The organism is Hymenobacter latericoloratus (assembly GCF_014199535.1).
GTDB classification, from domain to species: domain Bacteria; phylum Bacteroidota; class Bacteroidia; order Cytophagales; family Hymenobacteraceae; genus Hymenobacter; species Hymenobacter latericoloratus.
Map to the genome: position 1 here is coordinate 221,464 of NZ_JACHNV010000003.1, position 15,250 is coordinate 236,713.

Consider the following 15,250-nt stretch of genomic DNA (forward strand, 5'->3'; position numbering starts at 1 on the left):
TCGAAGCATCTCTACCTCTGGCTAACTCCTGCTACTTGCTCGTGCGAAGCGGTAGAGACGCTTCGACCAGCTCAGCCTGACGTTCGTGGCAAATCAACAACTGGAAAGCTCTTACGACAGCACTTCCTTCTTTTCAATTTCAGCGGGCTGGCCCTGCAGCACCCAGGTGGCTTGCTTCACCACGTTTTCCACGGAGAAGCCAAACAGCTCCATTACGGCCTCGCCGGGGCCCGATTCGCCGAAGCGGTTCAGGGCAATGACGGTGCCTTCGTCGGTGACGTACTTGTGCCAGCCCATCGGTGAGCCGGCCTCGATGGCTACGCGCTTGCGCACGGCCGGGGGCAGCACCTGCTGCTGATAGGCCTTGTCCTGCTTCTCAAACAGCTCCCACGACGGCATGCTTACTACGCGGGTTGCCACGCCCTGTTGCTGCAGCGCTTCCTGGGCCTGCAAAGCCAGGGCTACTTCGGAGCCCGTGGCCAGCAGTAGCAGCTGGGGCTGGCCGCCTTCGGCTTCGCGGAGAATGTAGGCGCCGCGGGCTACTCCCTCGCGGGCCGAGCCATACTGCCCCTGGTCCAGCACCGGTAGCTTCTGGCGCGACAAAATCAGAACCACCGGCGACTTGGGCGTGGTCAGGGCCACGCGCCACGATTCTACGGTTTCGTTGGCGTCGGCGGGGCGCAGCACCACAATGTTCGGGATGGTGCGCAGGGCCGCTACCTGCTCTACGGGCTGGTGGGTGGGGCCGTCCTCGCCCAGGCCAATGCTGTCGTGGGTGAACACGAAGGTAGCGCCCGACTCGGCCAGGGCCGTGAGGCGGATGGCCCCGCGCATGTAGTCGGAAAAGGTCAGGAAGGTGCCGCCGTAGGGGCGCACGCCGCCGTGGTGGGCCATGCCGTTCATGGCGCCACCCATGGCGTGCTCGCGCACCCCAAACCAGATGTTGTTATGCTCATACGAGCCGGGTTGGAAGCTCACGGCGCCGCTGGTGGGCATTTCGTTGGAGCTGGCCAGGTCGGCGGAGCCTCCGAACAGGAAAGGCACCGTCTGCTTGAGCGCATTCAGGGCTTTGCCCGAGGCCTGGCGGGTAGCCAGGGCGCCGTCGGCGGCGGTAAAGACGGGCAGCGAGGCATCCCAGCCTGCAGGAAGCTCTCCCGCAAACGAAGTCCGGAACAGTTCCCACTCTGCTGGGTACTCCTGCTGGAACGCCTCTGTTTTCTGCTGCCATTCAGCCTGAAGCTGAGCGCCGCGCTGGCCGGCTTCGGCCAGGTGGGCACGCACTTCTTCAGGCACTATAAAGGTGGCTTCGGGGTCGAAGCCGAAGAATTTCTTAGCTTTTTTCAGGTTATCGGGGCCCAGGGGCGAGCCGTGCACTTTGCTGGTGCCTTCCTGGGGGCTGCCGTAGCCGATGATGGTTTTCACCGAAATGATAGAAGGCCGCTCGGTTTCCTGCTGGGCCGCCTTGATGGCGGCCTCGATGGCGTCGAGGTCGTTGCCATCCGTCACGCGCTGGGTGTGCCAGCCGTAGGCCTCAAAGCGGGCCAGGGCATCCTCGGTGTAGGAGAGGTTGGTGGGCCCGTCGAGGCAGATGTCGTTGTCGTCGTAGAGGTAGATGAGCTTGCCCAGCTTCAGGTGGCCGGCCAGGGAGGCCGCTTCGGCCGCAATGCCTTCCATCAGGTCCCCGTCCGAGACAATGGCGTAGGTATAGTGGTCCTGCAGGGTGTGGCCGGGCTTGTTGTACACGGCGGCCAGGTGGGCTTCGGCCATGGCCATGCCTACCCCATTGGCGAAGCCCTGGCCCAGGGGCCCCGTGGTTACCTCCACACCGGGCGTCAGGTTCGACTCGGGGTGGCCGGGCGTTTTGGAGTGCAGCTGCCGGAAGGCTTTCAGATCATCCAAGGACAAATCGTAGCCGTACAGGTGCAGCAGGCTGTAAAGCAGCGCCGAGCCGTGGCCGGCCGACAGCACAAACCGGTCCCGGTTCGGCCACGTGGGGTCCTGGGGGTTGAAGCGCAGAAAGCGCGAGAACAGCACGTAGGCCATGGGGGCCGCGCCCAGGGGGAGGCCCGGGTGGCCGGAGTTGGCCGCCTGCACCATATCCACCGACAGCAGGCGGATGGTGTTTACACTGAGGTCAGCAAGGGGGTTGGTCGGCTTAGTCACGAAACGATAATAAAAAAAGAAGGGAAAGATGCTAAGCTACGGCTTCAACGCCCCGGAAGACAGCCTTCCGAGAAGTGTAAGGCCAGAAAAAGGACCGGTATCGATACCGAAATCGGTGCCGGTAGCTACCCTTGCTGCGGGCAGGGGAAAAGTAGTGGATTACCCCATTATACACAAACGATTGTGCACACTGGCCAAGCCCCGGAGCAGTCAGGGCTGCACTTGGGGCCAGCCGGCTGCGTCCCAGGCAAGCTTTTCCAGGCGCAGCTTCGAGCGGCCCTGGTCAGCGGCATCATACCCATGAAAAACCAGGTAGTCGGTGTTGTCGAAGGTGTAAACGGAGTTGTGGCCCAGCCCAAACCAGTTCTTGTCGCCGGCCAGCACCTCGGTGCCGCCGCCCTGGTCGAGGGGTTTACCGGCTTGGTCCAGGTAGGGGCCCGTTACGCTTTTCGCGCGGCCTACCATAATCTTGTACGTGCTTTGGGGCCCACGGCAGCAGTAATCGAAGGAAGTGAAAAGGTAGTAATACTCACCCTTCCGAAAGATGAACGGGGCCTCAATGGCGCCGTCGCCGGGGAGGGAGTCGTTGAGCTGGGGGCTGCGGGGGCGCCGGGCCAAGGTGCGCCACTGCTCGGGCTGGGCCGGGGCCGTCAGGTCGGGGCGGAGCTTCACCAGCTTGATGCCCTCCCAAAAGGAACCAAATGACAACCAGGGGGTTCCGGCTTCGTCGCGGATTAGGTTGGGGTCAATGGCGTTCCACATGTCGCGCCCCGGCACCGACTGCACCACGCGGCCGTGGTCAACCCACTTGAAATCTTTGGAGGTAGGGTCCAGGGTTTTGTTGGTGGCCAGCCCGATGCAGGACGTGTTTTTTCCGAACGCGGAAATGGAGTAGAACAGCGAGTACACGCCGTTATGGTAGGAAATATCGGGCGCCCAGATGTGGTTGTTGCGGAAGCCCGGCACCGCCTGAGTGGCCCAGGTCGGGGGGGTAGCAAACACCGGCTTCTCCCGCGTCCAGTTCCGGCGGTCTTTTGATGACCACACCGCAATGCCCGGCCCCGTGCAGAACATGTAGTACGTGCCGTTCTGCCGGATCATCACCGGGTCGTGGGCCGGAATAAGCGGAGGAGCCGTCTGAGCCTGCGCCCACGTTTCAAGCCTTGCCAGCAGCAGAGTCAACAGGGCTAGTCGTATTATCAGCTTGAAATACATAAACGATTGTGTGGGGGTTTGGAAGGATAGAGGGGGTAGGGGGGCGAAGCGGTTCAGGGCACCGGGCAGCCCCGCTTACTTAGCCGGTTTTACGCCCTCCGTGGTCATCTGCACCCGCTTCATCGTGCCGTCCTTATTGTAGTAGAGGTAGTCGATGCAAACGGAGCGACGGAAAGAGCCTCCATCGGTGGGAATGCTGCCGTTGTGGTAAATAAAGTACGACTGCCCCTTGAAGTCGATGATGGCCTGGTGGTTGGTGTTGGAATTACCCGCCACTTCGTTCAGCAGGCCCTTGAACTCCCAGGGGCCTTCCGGGCTGCGGCTCATGGCGTAGGCAATCTTCTCGGGGAACTGGTAGGCGTAGCTGAGGTAGTACCAGCCGTTGCGCTTGTGCAGCCAGGGGGCTTCCGTGAACTTAGGGAGGGTAGTAACCTTGTTGATGGGGCCATCCAGCTCCGTCATGTTGGGCTTGAGCTTGGCCCAGTAGCAGTTGGTGTTGCCCCAGTAGAGGTAGGCCTGGCCCTTGTCATCTACAAACACCGTCGGGTCGATGTCGTCCCACATAATGGGGCTGTCGGTCATATTGTTGGTGATGAGGGCCGAGCCCCGGGCATCTTTGAACGGGCCGGTGGGGCTGTCGGACACGGCTACTCCAATGGCTTTGCCCGGCACGGAGCCGTGCTCCACCGCCGCGTACCAGTAGAACTTGCCGTTGCGTTCAATTACCTGCGAGGCCCAGGCATCGGCCTTGGCCCAGGCAAACGCCTTCACATTCAGGGGCGAGGGGTGCTCTTTCCAGGTCACCATGTCCTGAGAGGAGTAGCACAGCCATTCGTTCATCACGTAGCGTTCCTGCCGGGCCGGGGCTTCGTCGTGGCCGGCGTAGAGGTACACGGTGCCTTTGTGCACCAGGGCAGCCGGGTCGGCGGTGTATTTGTCTTTGATGATGGGGTTGCCGGCCGCCGGCTCGGGCGCGGCCTGCCCCAGCGCCGCGGTGGGCGCCAGGGTAGGAACAGATGCGGCCAGCAGAACACCCGTTAGCAGAGAGAGAGTCTTCGTCATGTCAGCTGCCAGATTAACGCTTGCCGGGAATGCGCAGCACCGTGAAGGAATTCGGGGCCAGCGTGTAGGTTACATTCGACGATGATACCTTAAACGAAGCCTCCTGCGGGGCAATGTTCAGGGGCTGGTCCAGGCTGTTCACGGCGTTCAGGTCGGGGCTGGACAGTACGGTGGCTTTGCCGGTTTTGCCCAGCTTCTTCACGCCCTGCAGGGCCACCGTCACGGGGCGGGCCTCGGCGGAGTAGTTCACCAGCTTCACCACGATGTCGCCGGTTTTGTCGTCGGCCACGGCGCTGCTGAACAGGTTGTCCTGGCCATTGCGGGCGCCGGCGCTCAGCTGTACGGGCAGCATGGTGGTGCCTTTGTTAAGCGAGAACAGCTTCTGCACGTAGTAATTGGGGGTGCCGTAGGAGCGCAGGTTATCAAACCAGATCATGTTTGGGGTCCACTGCCAGGCATCTACGTGGGCCAGCATAGGGGCGTACGAGGCCATGGTTACCTTATCGGCGTTGCGTTCCAGGCCGGTCATAAAAGCGGCTTCCGAAATAGCGGTGTCCCAGCTGTTCTTGTTGTCGGGGCTGCCGATGGCAACCGTCTGGGCGGCGTACTCGCCGGCGAAGATTTTGGAGCCGGTGGTGGGGTAGTTGTCGTAGCGGCCGGCGTTCTTCCGGAACCACTCGGGGCTGGCGTAGTAGTGCTCGTCAATCACCTCGGCCTTCAGCTCCCGCAGGCGCTTGGTGGCTTTATCGAACAGGTCGCCATCGGGGGCCGGGCCCGCGCTGGATACGATGTTGATGTTAGGGTACTTGGCCTTCACCGCCTTCATAAACGGCTCGTAGCGCTCCAGGTACTGGGGGCCCCACTGCTCGTTGCCAATACCAATGTACTTGAGGTTGAACGGGGCCGGGTGGCCCATGGCCACGCGCTTGGCGCCCCAGGGGCTGCTGGCCGGGCCGTTGGCAAACTCCACCAGATCCAGCGCGTCCTGAATGAAGGTTTCCAGGGTCGGGTCGTCGTCGTGGCTGTGCGCTTCGGGGGCGCTGGGCCCGGCGGCGGCGGTGCTGGTAACCGGGGCCAGCTCCGAGGAGTTGAACTGGCAGGCCATGCCCACGTTCAGAATCGGTACGGGCTCGGCCCCAATGTCCTCGGAAAGCTGGAAGTATTCAAAGAAGCCCAGCCCGAAGGACTGGTAGTAGTCGGGGGTAGAGCGGTGCTTGAACTCCATGTTCCAGCGGTTAATCAGCGGCACGCGCGCGGCTACGTCGCCGATGGTTTCCTTCCACTGGTAGCGCTCCGAGAGCGTGCGGCCCTCCACAATGCAGCCACCGGGGAAGCGCAGGAAGCCCGGCTGCATGTCTTTGAACAGCTGCACCAGATCGGGGCGCAGGCCGTTTTCGCGCTTGTTCCAGGTGTCCTTCGGGAACAGGGATACCACGTCCAGGTCGAGGGTACCGGCGCCTTCCATGGTAAGTTTCAGCTGGGCTTTGGCCGCCGTAGCCGTGGGCTTCAGCACCACGGTGTACTTTTTCCACTCCGGGGTAAGCCCCCCGATTTGGGCCTGCGCGAGCACCCGGCCCGCGGTAGCCGCTACGGGGCCGGAGCCCGGCCGGCCTTGCTCTTCCAGCGTCACGTTCAGGCCGCTCACATTGCCCGGGCCCCGGCGCAGGTACACCGAGAAGGTGTACTCCGCCCCCTGCTTGACCCCCATGCCGCGGAAGCCTTCGTTCACAATGCCGGCGTTAGGACTGGCCTGGGCGGCCGTGAGGCGGGCAAAATGGTTGTTGGTGGCGCTGAGGGGCCGGTCGGTGGTGACGGTGTAGGTTTGTAGGGCGGCGGCCCCCAGCAGGGCATTCCAGCCAATAAAATGCTGCCCCTGAATTTCAAACGACTTGTTTTTAACCAGTTCGGGGTAGAGCCCGCCGTCGGCGGCGAAGTTGATGTCCTCGAAGAACAACCCGTACATAATAGGCGAAACTGGCGCCCCAGGCTTGTTCACCTGCACGGTAATGGCGGTTGCGGGCTTGGTCTGGCCCAGGGCGGCTGTCAGGCCAAGAGTACTGCACAGCGCCAGGCCGCTGGCAAGCTGCAGGAGTCGGGTGGGAGAAGAGGTAGGCATGGAGTAAATGAAGTGGGCAGAGGATGGAAGAGGCGGAGTGGAACCCCCAGCCAGGGGGCAAGTAGTGCGGAGCAAGCATTCCGCCGGGCCGGCAGACCACGGGAAACCCGGTACGCAACAGGCACAATCGATTGTGTAAAGTAATAAGAAAAACTTAATAGGTAGGTAGCCTTAGCCGAAATGTATTTTGCCAGCCGGACCAAAGGGTAACAAAGAATGCGGGCCAATTCCTGTCTGATTCCTACGTTGCAAGGCGTAAAACCCGGTAATTGGCCCTGTGCTACCCGTCAAATCCTAAAACGTTCTATCTTTACACAAAGCATTGTGTAGCGCTTCTCCTCTATGGCTCCCCGAAAAAAACAAGTCGCCGACGTAAATAATACCAGCCCCGTTTCGATGGCTGATCTGGCCCGGGAGCTGGGCGTGTCGATGACGACGATTTCCCGGGCCCTGAGCGACCATCACAGCATTGGGCCCGCCATGAAGCAGAAGGTGCTGAAGCTGGCCAAGAAATACAACTACCAGCCCAACCGCCTGGCTTCCGCCTTGCGCAAAGGCAAAAGCCAGCTGCTGGGCATTGTGGTGCCTTACATTGAAGGCCGGTTTTTTCCGTCGGTGGTACATGGCATTGAAACGGCGGCCAGCAAGGCGGGCTACAACGTCATTATCTGCCAGTCGAACGAGGACGTGGCCCAGGAGCGGCGCAACCTCGATATTCTGCTCAGCGCCCAGGTAGCGGGCATTCTGGTGTCCCTCTCGCGCACCACCCGCGACTTTCGCCACTTCGAGAAAGTGCGCGGGCGCGGGTTGCCCCTGGTGTTTTTTGACCGCGTAGTGGAGGGCGACAATGTGAATGCCGTGGTGCTCGACGACCAGGAAGGGGGCTACCTTTCTACCCGCCACCTCATTGCCCAGGGCTGCCGCCGCATTGCCCACCTGGCCGGGCCCCAGCACCTGAACATCTACCGCAACCGCCGCCAGGGCTACCTCGATGCCCTGCGCGAAGCCGGCCTGCCCGAAGATGAAAGCCTGATTCTCTACTCCGACATGGCCCAGGACCAGGCCGCCGAAGGCCTGCACCAGCTGCTGGCCACGGCCCGCCCGCCCGACGGCGTGTTTGCCGCCGGCGACTACGCCGCCCTAGGGGCTCTGCAGGAAGCCCAGCGCCAGGGCCTGCGCGTGCCCGAAGACGTTGCCATTTCGGGCTTCAGCAACGAAACCTTCACCACCATTACCCAGCCCCCTATCACCACCGTTGACCAGCGCTGCGAGGAAATGGGGCAGGCCTCGGTGCGGCTGCTGCTGGATTTGATTGAGGCCGATGGCCGCCCCTTCACGCCCCGGCAGGTGGCCCTGCGCCCCGAGCTGCTGGTGCGCCAATCCACCGCCTACTCGGCCGATACCCAAGGCCGCTCCGTGCGCGACCCAGCCCTGAAATTTGTGGGCGACGTGGCGCCGTAGCCGTTGCGCGGCCCGCTGCACAGCAATGGCCGAACGGCTAACGTGTCAGTTCTTCCACGCCGGGCTTACGTCGGCAGCGGGGGGTAGGGGCTGTTGCATGTTTACACCGTAACTGCTGACTGTTCGGCCCTTGTTCTTAGAGTATTCTATTTTCACCGTTGCCTGATGGCGCAGGAGTATCTGCTTTTCCTGGACACCGAAACCACTGGGCTGCCGCGGCGCTGGGACCGGCCCTATGCCGAGGAAAAGGAGTGGCCCTGCATTGCTCAGCTAGCCTGGGTAGTGTACACCACGGCGGGTGAGTGGGTGAAGTCGGACCAGGACTACCTGCAGATTCCGGCCGGGCGCATGCCGGCGGCCGCCATTGCCATTCACGGCCTCACGCCGGAATTTTTGCGGGAGCACGGCCAGGAGCCGGCCGCCGTGCTGCGGCGCTTGCTCCAAGATCTGGAAACGTATCATCCGCGCGTTGTTGGGCACTTTTTGCGGTTCGATTTTCACGTGCTGGGCGCTGCTTTCAGTCGGGCCGGCCTGCCCAATCCGCTGCCCGGCCTGCCCCAGTTCTGCACCATGAAGGCTACCTGGCCCCCCTTGTCCGGAGCTCCCCACCACCGGCACCTGCGCCTCCACGAGCTGCACGAACTGCTGTTCGGTAGGCCCATGGACCGCCTCCACGATGCCTACCTTGATGCCGCCGCCACGGCCCGCTGTTTTTTTGAGTTGCAGCGCCGGGGCCTGTTGCCGCCCGCCAAGCTCGCGGGGCAACTGCCCCTATCGGTGCCCGGTGCCCCGGCATCGTTGGCCGCCCTGCGGTGGGTAGGCGTAGTGCTGGGCACCGCCTTACTGTTTCTTTTACTCTGGCTTGCATATGGATAACCGCCTGGCTTTTCTGCGTACCGTTGCCCCGTTCAATCTGCTGCCCGACGATGTGCTGGAAGGCGTGCTGGGGCTGCTGGAGGAAGTACAGCATCCGCGCGAAACCCTGCTCTACCAACAGGATACCTCCAAGGTGCGCAGCCTCGATATTATTGTGGAAGGCGGCTACGAAACGTTTTTCTTCGATAGTGAGCAGCACAAGCGCCTGCCCGAGGTATATGGCCCCGGCACCTGCTACGGGGGCATGTCCATCCTGCTGAATAAAAAACGCTCGTTACGCACGGTAATGGTGCAGAAGGGAACCCGCGTGCTACGCCTGCCCCGCCGCGACTTCCGGGCGTTGTGCCAGGCCTACAAGCCCTTTTTTCATTATTTCACGGCCCGCTACGGGGAGCGGATGCTCAACGAGGAGTTTGCCCACTTCGTGAAGCCGGTGAATCCGCCCGAGCAAAACTTTCTGGTGGCCGACCAGCTGTTTTCGCGCCGCATCAGCACCCTGGAGGCGCGGGAGCTGGTTACCTGCCCCGCCGGGGAGCCCATCTTCGAGGCGGCCCGCCGCATGGCCGCCGCCAAGGTCAGCTGCCTGTTCGTGACCGACGCCGCTACGGGCGCCATCCGGGGCTACTGCACCGATATTACCCTGCGCGACTCCGTCATTGCCCGCTGCCTTGATGCCCGGCGGCCGGTAGGGGAGGTAGCCGCCACGCCGCTGGTGTCCATTTCCCGCGAGGCCTTCGTGTACGAAGCCATTCTGCGCATGTTCCAGACCAAAACCCGCTACCTGCTGGTGGAGCAGGACGGGGAGTACGTGGGCTTTCTGAGCCGTAACAAGTTGCTCAGCGACCTGGCCCAGTCGCCGTTTATGTTTATCCAGGCCGTGAAGCTGGCCCAGGGCACCCGAGAGTTGAAGAGGCGCTGGGAAATGGTGCCCGACATCGTGAACCAGCTGCTGAGCCGCGGGGTAAAGGCCGACATCGTGAACCAGGTCATCAGTACCGTAGCCGATACCATTGCCCTGAAGGTGATTGAGAATGTGCTGGCCGAGCTGGGCCCGGCCCCGGCCAAGTTTGTGTTTATGGTGCTGGGTAGCGAAGGCCGCAAGGAGCAAACCCTGCTCACCGACCAGGACAACGCCATCATCTACGAGGACAAAGCCAACGAGCAGCGCGAGCTGGTGCGCGAGTACTTCCTGCGCTTCGCCACGGCCGTGTCCGACCAGTTGAACCACATCGGGCTGCACTTCTGCTCGGGGGGCTTCATGGCCAAAAATCCCAAATGGACCCACTCCCTTTCGCACTGGAAGCGCAACTACCAGCAGTGGATGAGCGAGTCGAACCCGGAAATGGTAATGCAGTTCGCTACCTTTTTCGACTGCCGCTACCTCTACGGCGAGGCCAGCCTGATGCACGAGCTGCAGGATTTCCTGAGCCAGGAGCTGGGCCAGCCCCTGGAGCGCTTCCTGTTTTTTATGGCCAAAAATGCCCTGCAGTACGAGCCCCCGCTCACCTTCTTCCGCAACATCCGCACCTTCGCCCAGGGCGACCAGCAGGTGTTCGACCTGAAGAAAACCATGGCGCCCATTGTGGACCTGGTGCGGGTGTACGCCCTCAAAAACCAGATTTTCCTGACCAACACCGGCGAGCGGCTGGCCCAGCTGCGGGAGCGGGGCGTGTTCACGGAGAAAGAATACCAGGAGCTGCTGCAGGCCTACTACTACCTCATGGGCATGCGCCTGCAGAAGCAGGCCCGCCAGATTATCAACGACCGCACTACCCCCAGCAACTACATTGACCCTACTACCCTCACGCAGGTGGAGCAGGTCACGCTCAAGGAAATCTTTAAGGTCATCAGCGACTTCCAGCTGAAAATAAAAGTCAGCTTTACCAAGTCGCTGTAACGGCCGGGTTAGCGGGGCGCGGGCAGAAAAATGCGTAAAAATCGCCGCCGGAATCCGGGTTTTAACGGGGGCGGTTTGCGGCTCGGCCGGATATCTTTGCTTTGCACGACTCACGTAACCGAACAAGCATCCGGTGCCCTTCCAACCCTTGCATATTGAAGTAACTGGTGTGGCGGCTGGCCAGGAGGTAAGCCTGCGCGGAGCGTGCCGCACGCCGGCCGATGCCCGGGACCTGCAGCAATTAATAAGCCGCAACATCTTCGGTGGGGCCAAGCCCCTCTGGATCGACTGTGAGCGGCTGACCTACATTTCGTACGCCGGCCAGCAGGCCGTTTTTCGGCTGGAGCAGCAGGCCCGCGCCGCCCGCGTCCCGATTTATTGGTGCAAGCTGTCGGGGCTGGTAGGCGAGCAGCTGGCCGCTTCGGGCATGTACCTGCTGCTGCGCAGCCTGCCGGGAGGCGGCTTTTGCGGCGCCGGTTTCTCGTCGGCTGCCTCGGGTGGGCGGGTTGGCTAAGCTCGACAGTATCAGGTAGTAAAAAAAACTGAGTTCCAGGATCAGGCAATCTGGCGGGGGCCGGCTTCCCGTATGTACCGGCGCACCATCCTTGATTGCCTATGCATTTCGAAGCACCACCTGCTTCTATGCCAGTGTCGGATCAGCAGGCCTGGGCCAAGCGCCTGCTGCAGGCAGAGTATATTTCTGGTATTAGCCAGGAAGGAGCGCCGTTGGTCACTGCGGCCACCATGCGGCTGTTGCGCCGGTTTGTGATGGGCGAGTTTACGCTGCCCGAGTTTATGGTTCTGCAAAACCAGCGCCTGCGGGGCTGGTAGCTGCGCGGCCTACCCCACAAACCCAAGCGGGGCGCCGGTTGCAGCCAGCAGCCCCGCAACAAAGCCCACTCACTTGGCTTTGCGGATGTAAATGTTGCCGTTGAGCGTTTTCATCAGCAGCTCGGCGCCGCCGCCGTTAATCCGGCCGCTGGTCCAGCTTTCCTGGCTCACGCGGTAGGTGCCGTCTTTGGCGGTGCGGGTTACTTTGGGGGCGCTGTTGTCCACGGCTAGGTCAAAGTCGCTGTAGATGTCGCCCCGGTCCGATTTTAGCTTCAGCGCCGCTTTGGCTTTGGCCGGCAGGGTCACGTCAATCTTGCCGTTTACGCTGGAAAAGGCCATGGGCGCTCCGGTGGTGATGTCGCGGAAGGTGGCTACCACCTCGCCATTAACGGTGTTCAGCACGGCCGAGCCGGCTACGTCTTCGAGGCGGATGGAGCCATTCACGTTGGAGATTTCCAGCTCCCCGGTCACGTTCTGCACCGTAATGTTGCCCTCGTTTACCGTGCCCAGCTGCAGGGAAAACTGGCGGGGTACTTTAATTACGAAATCCACCGGCTGCTGCCACGATTGGGTCCGGACGTACACGTGGTTGTCTTTTTCCTGCGCCGTTACCTCCAGGCCACTTCCCTTAGAGAGGCGTCGCATACCGGCCGGAGCGGCCTCGTCCGACGAGCTGGTTTCGCGGCGGCTGCCGCGGGTGGCCACGTCAATGACCACGTCTTTCCCACTGGTGCCCTCCACCCGAATGGAGCCCCCCACCAGTTTCAGGTGCAGCATGCCGGGTTTGCCGGGCGTGCTAAGGGCTACTGTAAGTTGTTCTTTGCTGGCTTGCTGGGCCGCCAGGGGCCGGGCCCAGGCCAGCACGAACAGGGCAAACAGGGCACGAAAAAGTATCTTGTTCATCGGGGTTGCTGTTTGATGGTGACGTTGCCGTTGAGGGTTTCGAAGCGGAAGTCAGTTCCGCCCTTACCCAGCCGCACGGCAGTTTCTTTGCTGAGTTTGTACCGGGTGCCCTGCCCGTCGGGCTGTTGGTGTTGCGTGACGCGGGCGGGTAGCACTTCGGCAGTAGGGAAATCGGTGAACATTTCGCCGTGCATGCTTTTGAAGTAGAGGTCGGCCGATACCGTGGCCGGGTAGCTCACCACAATGTTGCCGTTAATGGTATGGTAGGAAGCGGCCTGGGTAGGAGCCGAGGCATAGCTCACGTCCACGTCGCCGTTCACGGTGTGGGCCAGGGTAGCCTGCCCGGCGTTCCGGATGGTAACCGGCCCATTCACGTTGCGGGCCTGCAGGGGGCCGCTTACGTCCTGCACCAGCACTTTGCCGCCGTTTACCGTCGAGACGCGCACCTCCATGCCGGCAGGTACTTTCACGGTGTAATCGAACTGATACGCATAGCGCGGCCGCTCCTGGTTGTTCCAGTTGTCCCGGAAGCGGCCCGACTGGTGGCTGCGGTTCGGCCGCGAGTCCTGGGGGCCGGCCACGTACAGCAATACGCTGTCGGCGTGCTGCTCAAAGCCCGCTTGCGCTTCCTTTTTCCCCTGCTCCAGCAGCTCGGCGGTGGGCGCGGTAATGGTTTTGGTGACTTCCACCAGCACCGTGTTGCCGCCGTAGCCCTGCACCGTTACGGAGCCGAAGATGTTGTAGAGAGCCAGGGTGCCGCCGCTGGGGGCGCCGGTCAGGGCAAACTCGCGGGTGATTTTTTCCGTGGCTTCACGGTTCTGGGCGTGCAGTCCGCAGCTGGGTAGCCACAGCAGCAGGCAAATCAGACTAAGTAAGCGTGCGGGTTTCATGATTTGTGGAGGAAGTTGAGGGTGGAGGCGCTTGGTCGCCGGACAGCGTTTCAATGCTTTGCTCAATTTTATCTTTCACCTGCTCGTTCAGGTTGTCTTGCTGCAGCAGCTTGCGCAGGGGGCGCACCGAGCGGCGCTCCTGTAGCCGCACCATCACATCGGCCAGGGCCGACTGCACCAGGGGCGAGTCCTGCCGGGGCAGGGACCGGACCAGGCCCTGGCGCACCACGGGGTCGTGGCTGAGGCCGGCCAGCACCTCCAGGGAGGCCAGGCGCACATTCACGTTAGGGTCCTGATTCAGCGTGCTCAGCAGGGCCGCTACCACCCGCTCATTGGTGGGGGCTACCTCCTCGGCGTAGCTCACCGCCCGCAGGCGCTGCACGGCCGAGGGGTTGCTGAGCAGGGCCAGCACCTCCTGGGTGGGCTGCGCCTCCGGGCCGGCCGCAGCGGGCTCGGCCGCGGCCACGGGTTGCCCGGCTCCCATGCCGGTAGTATCGGGGCGACCCTTCAGCCCGTAACCGGCGACCAGACCTACCACCAGCAAGGCTACACTATAGGCCAGCCGCAGGCCATAAGCCGGCTGCCACCATGCCCGGATACGCTCCAGTATCCGGGCCACCGACCACCGCTGCCGACGCTGCTCAGCCGTCTGAAAATCAGCCAGCATGGCGTAAAAGGTGGGGCGCAGCTGCTCGCTGGGTTCCGGCACGGGGAGTTGGCCCATGGTTGTCCAGAGGCGTTGCACGGCCGCTAGCTCCTGCTGGCAGCCGGGGCACTCCGCCAGGTGGGCTTCCAGGGTTTGGCGTCGGGCGGGGGGTAGGGTGCCGGCCAGCCAGTCCATCAACTCCTCCTGCACGCCTTCACAGTTCACGAACTTTGCTTCCATTTTCCAGTTTGAAATAAACATCCTTGAGGTGGCAGAGGGCCCGGTGCGCGCGCACCTTCACGGCCCCCACCGTGGTATTGAGCAGCTGCGCAATCTGCTCGTACTTCAGCTCCTGCAAGCGGCTCAGCACCAATACTTCCCGTTGGTCGGGGCTGAGGCGGGCCATGGCTCGCTGGAGCAGGGCCAGGTCCTGGGCCTGCTGCAGGCTGCCATCGGCGCTGGGGCCGCCGGCAATTTTTTCGGCCCAGTCGGCCACGTCCTGGTGGTGAAGCGAGGCCTTGTTTTTCCGGGCGGCGTCGGCTAGCACGTTGCGCGCCAAGTGGTACATCCAGGTCCGGAACTCGCCCTCCCCGGTAAACGTGTGGCGGTACTTCAGCATCCGGTAGAACACGTTTTGCACCAGGTCCTCGCTGGCCGTAGCGTTGGCGCTGGAGTGGTAGAAAAACGCGAACAGTGGCCGGTGATACCGCTCGAACAGCAGGCCCATCTTCTCGACCTGGCCGGCCTTCACTTGCAGCATGAGCGAGTTGTCAGTAAGCGAGTTCAAGCGCGGAGGGGGTGAGGGGTGAGGGCCAATTCGGCGGTGGAAACTGCGCCTTTTGCGGAAGGTTACAGCTTCCGTAGGAAATATTTTTTGGTGCTGGGGCTGAAGCTGGATTTGCTGCGGCAGCGGCGAGAGGCGCAGTAGTAAAGATCTGAAAATGAAAGCGCTGACCACCGCAAACTGCCTCCCGGGCTGGCCCCGGCTGCCGGCCCCAGAAAACTTGCGTGGTAACGCGGAGCTGCTGGCCGCTCAACAGTAGCGCAGCCAGGTAGCCTCGGCCATAAAAACACCCGGCAGTGGGGGGGGGGGGCACCAAAAAAAAAGAACGACGCCCCAAGCAACGGGGCCTGGAACAAAACAGAGAAAAAACAGTTGATGACGAACAACCAAAAAAAAAACCAACAAA

Annotated in this window: 13 protein-coding genes; 5 read left to right on the plus strand and 8 right to left on the minus strand. The window is 62.2% G+C overall.

The features are described 5' to 3' along the window. Nucleotides 1-111: 111 nt before the first annotated feature. The 4 genes from tkt to GGU46_RS11390 form a co-directional block, all read right to left on the minus strand. The gene (gene tkt, locus GGU46_RS11375; RefSeq protein ID WP_183403667.1) at nucleotides 112-2,163 is read right to left on the minus strand and encodes a transketolase; all 2,052 of its coding nucleotides are present in this window, start codon (nucleotides 2,161-2,163) and stop codon (nucleotides 112-114) included. Between the two features lie 210 nt (nucleotides 2,164-2,373). Continuing rightward, nucleotides 2,374-3,378 carry an arabinan endo-1,5-alpha-L-arabinosidase gene (locus GGU46_RS11380; protein ID WP_183403668.1) on the minus strand — a complete coding sequence of 335 codons (1,005 nt, stop codon included), beginning with the start codon at nucleotides 3,376-3,378 and terminating at the stop codon, nucleotides 2,374-2,376. Between the two features lie 75 nt (nucleotides 3,379-3,453). Then, nucleotides 3,454-4,440, minus strand: a complete 987-nt coding sequence (locus GGU46_RS11385; protein WP_183403669.1) for a glycoside hydrolase family 43 protein — start codon at nucleotides 4,438-4,440, stop codon at nucleotides 3,454-3,456. A 13-nt stretch (nucleotides 4,441-4,453) separates the two neighbouring features. Next, nucleotides 4,454-6,556, minus strand: coding sequence for an alpha-L-arabinofuranosidase C-terminal domain-containing protein (locus GGU46_RS11390; RefSeq protein WP_183403670.1), 2,103 nt, complete (start codon nucleotides 6,554-6,556; stop codon nucleotides 4,454-4,456). A 342-nt stretch (nucleotides 6,557-6,898) separates the two neighbouring features. On the opposite strand from GGU46_RS11390, the gene GGU46_RS11395 reads away from it, so the two are divergent. From GGU46_RS11395 to GGU46_RS11415, 5 genes are all read left to right on the plus strand, one after another. Next, on the plus strand, nucleotides 6,899-8,017 hold the full coding sequence (locus tag GGU46_RS11395; RefSeq protein WP_183403671.1) for a LacI family DNA-binding transcriptional regulator: 1,119 nt from the start codon (nucleotides 6,899-6,901) through the stop codon (nucleotides 8,015-8,017). 165 nt (nucleotides 8,018-8,182) lie between these two features. After that, nucleotides 8,183-8,893 (plus strand): 3'-5' exonuclease, encoded by a 711-nt coding sequence (locus tag GGU46_RS11400; protein ID WP_183403672.1) that lies wholly within the window; start codon nucleotides 8,183-8,185, stop codon nucleotides 8,891-8,893. Then, on the plus strand, nucleotides 8,886-10,790 hold the full coding sequence (locus GGU46_RS11405) for a DUF294 nucleotidyltransferase-like domain-containing protein (protein WP_183403673.1): 1,905 nt from the start codon (nucleotides 8,886-8,888) through the stop codon (nucleotides 10,788-10,790). The genes GGU46_RS11400 and GGU46_RS11405 overlap by 8 nt, the downstream gene beginning before the upstream one ends. Before the next feature lie 148 nt (nucleotides 10,791-10,938). Continuing rightward, nucleotides 10,939-11,304, plus strand: coding sequence for a hypothetical protein (locus GGU46_RS11410; RefSeq protein ID WP_183403674.1), 366 nt, complete (start codon nucleotides 10,939-10,941; stop codon nucleotides 11,302-11,304). Between the two features lie 101 nt (nucleotides 11,305-11,405). After that, nucleotides 11,406-11,621 carry a hypothetical protein gene (locus GGU46_RS11415; protein WP_139921347.1) on the plus strand — a complete coding sequence of 72 codons (216 nt, stop codon included), beginning with the start codon at nucleotides 11,406-11,408 and terminating at the stop codon, nucleotides 11,619-11,621. A gap of 69 nt (nucleotides 11,622-11,690) precedes the next feature. Here GGU46_RS11415 and GGU46_RS11420 read toward each other — a convergent pair whose 3' ends face one another. From GGU46_RS11420 to GGU46_RS11435, 4 genes are read right to left on the minus strand one after another with little or no spacing between them, the layout of a single operon-like run. Then, nucleotides 11,691-12,524 (minus strand): DUF4097 family beta strand repeat-containing protein, encoded by an 834-nt coding sequence (locus tag GGU46_RS11420; RefSeq protein ID WP_183403675.1) that lies wholly within the window; start codon nucleotides 12,522-12,524, stop codon nucleotides 11,691-11,693. Continuing rightward, nucleotides 12,521-13,414, minus strand: coding sequence for a DUF4097 family beta strand repeat-containing protein (locus GGU46_RS11425; RefSeq protein ID WP_183403676.1), 894 nt, complete (start codon nucleotides 13,412-13,414; stop codon nucleotides 12,521-12,523). The genes GGU46_RS11420 and GGU46_RS11425 overlap by 4 nt, the downstream gene beginning before the upstream one ends. Next, the gene (locus GGU46_RS11430) at nucleotides 13,392-14,300 is read right to left on the minus strand and encodes a HEAT repeat domain-containing protein (RefSeq protein ID WP_215906335.1); all 909 of its coding nucleotides are present in this window, start codon (nucleotides 14,298-14,300) and stop codon (nucleotides 13,392-13,394) included. The genes GGU46_RS11425 and GGU46_RS11430 overlap by 23 nt, the downstream gene beginning before the upstream one ends. Next, nucleotides 14,275-14,847 (minus strand): RNA polymerase sigma factor, encoded by a 573-nt coding sequence (locus tag GGU46_RS11435; protein WP_317171905.1) that lies wholly within the window; start codon nucleotides 14,845-14,847, stop codon nucleotides 14,275-14,277. The genes GGU46_RS11430 and GGU46_RS11435 overlap by 26 nt, the downstream gene beginning before the upstream one ends. Nucleotides 14,848-15,250: the final 403 nt, after the last annotated feature.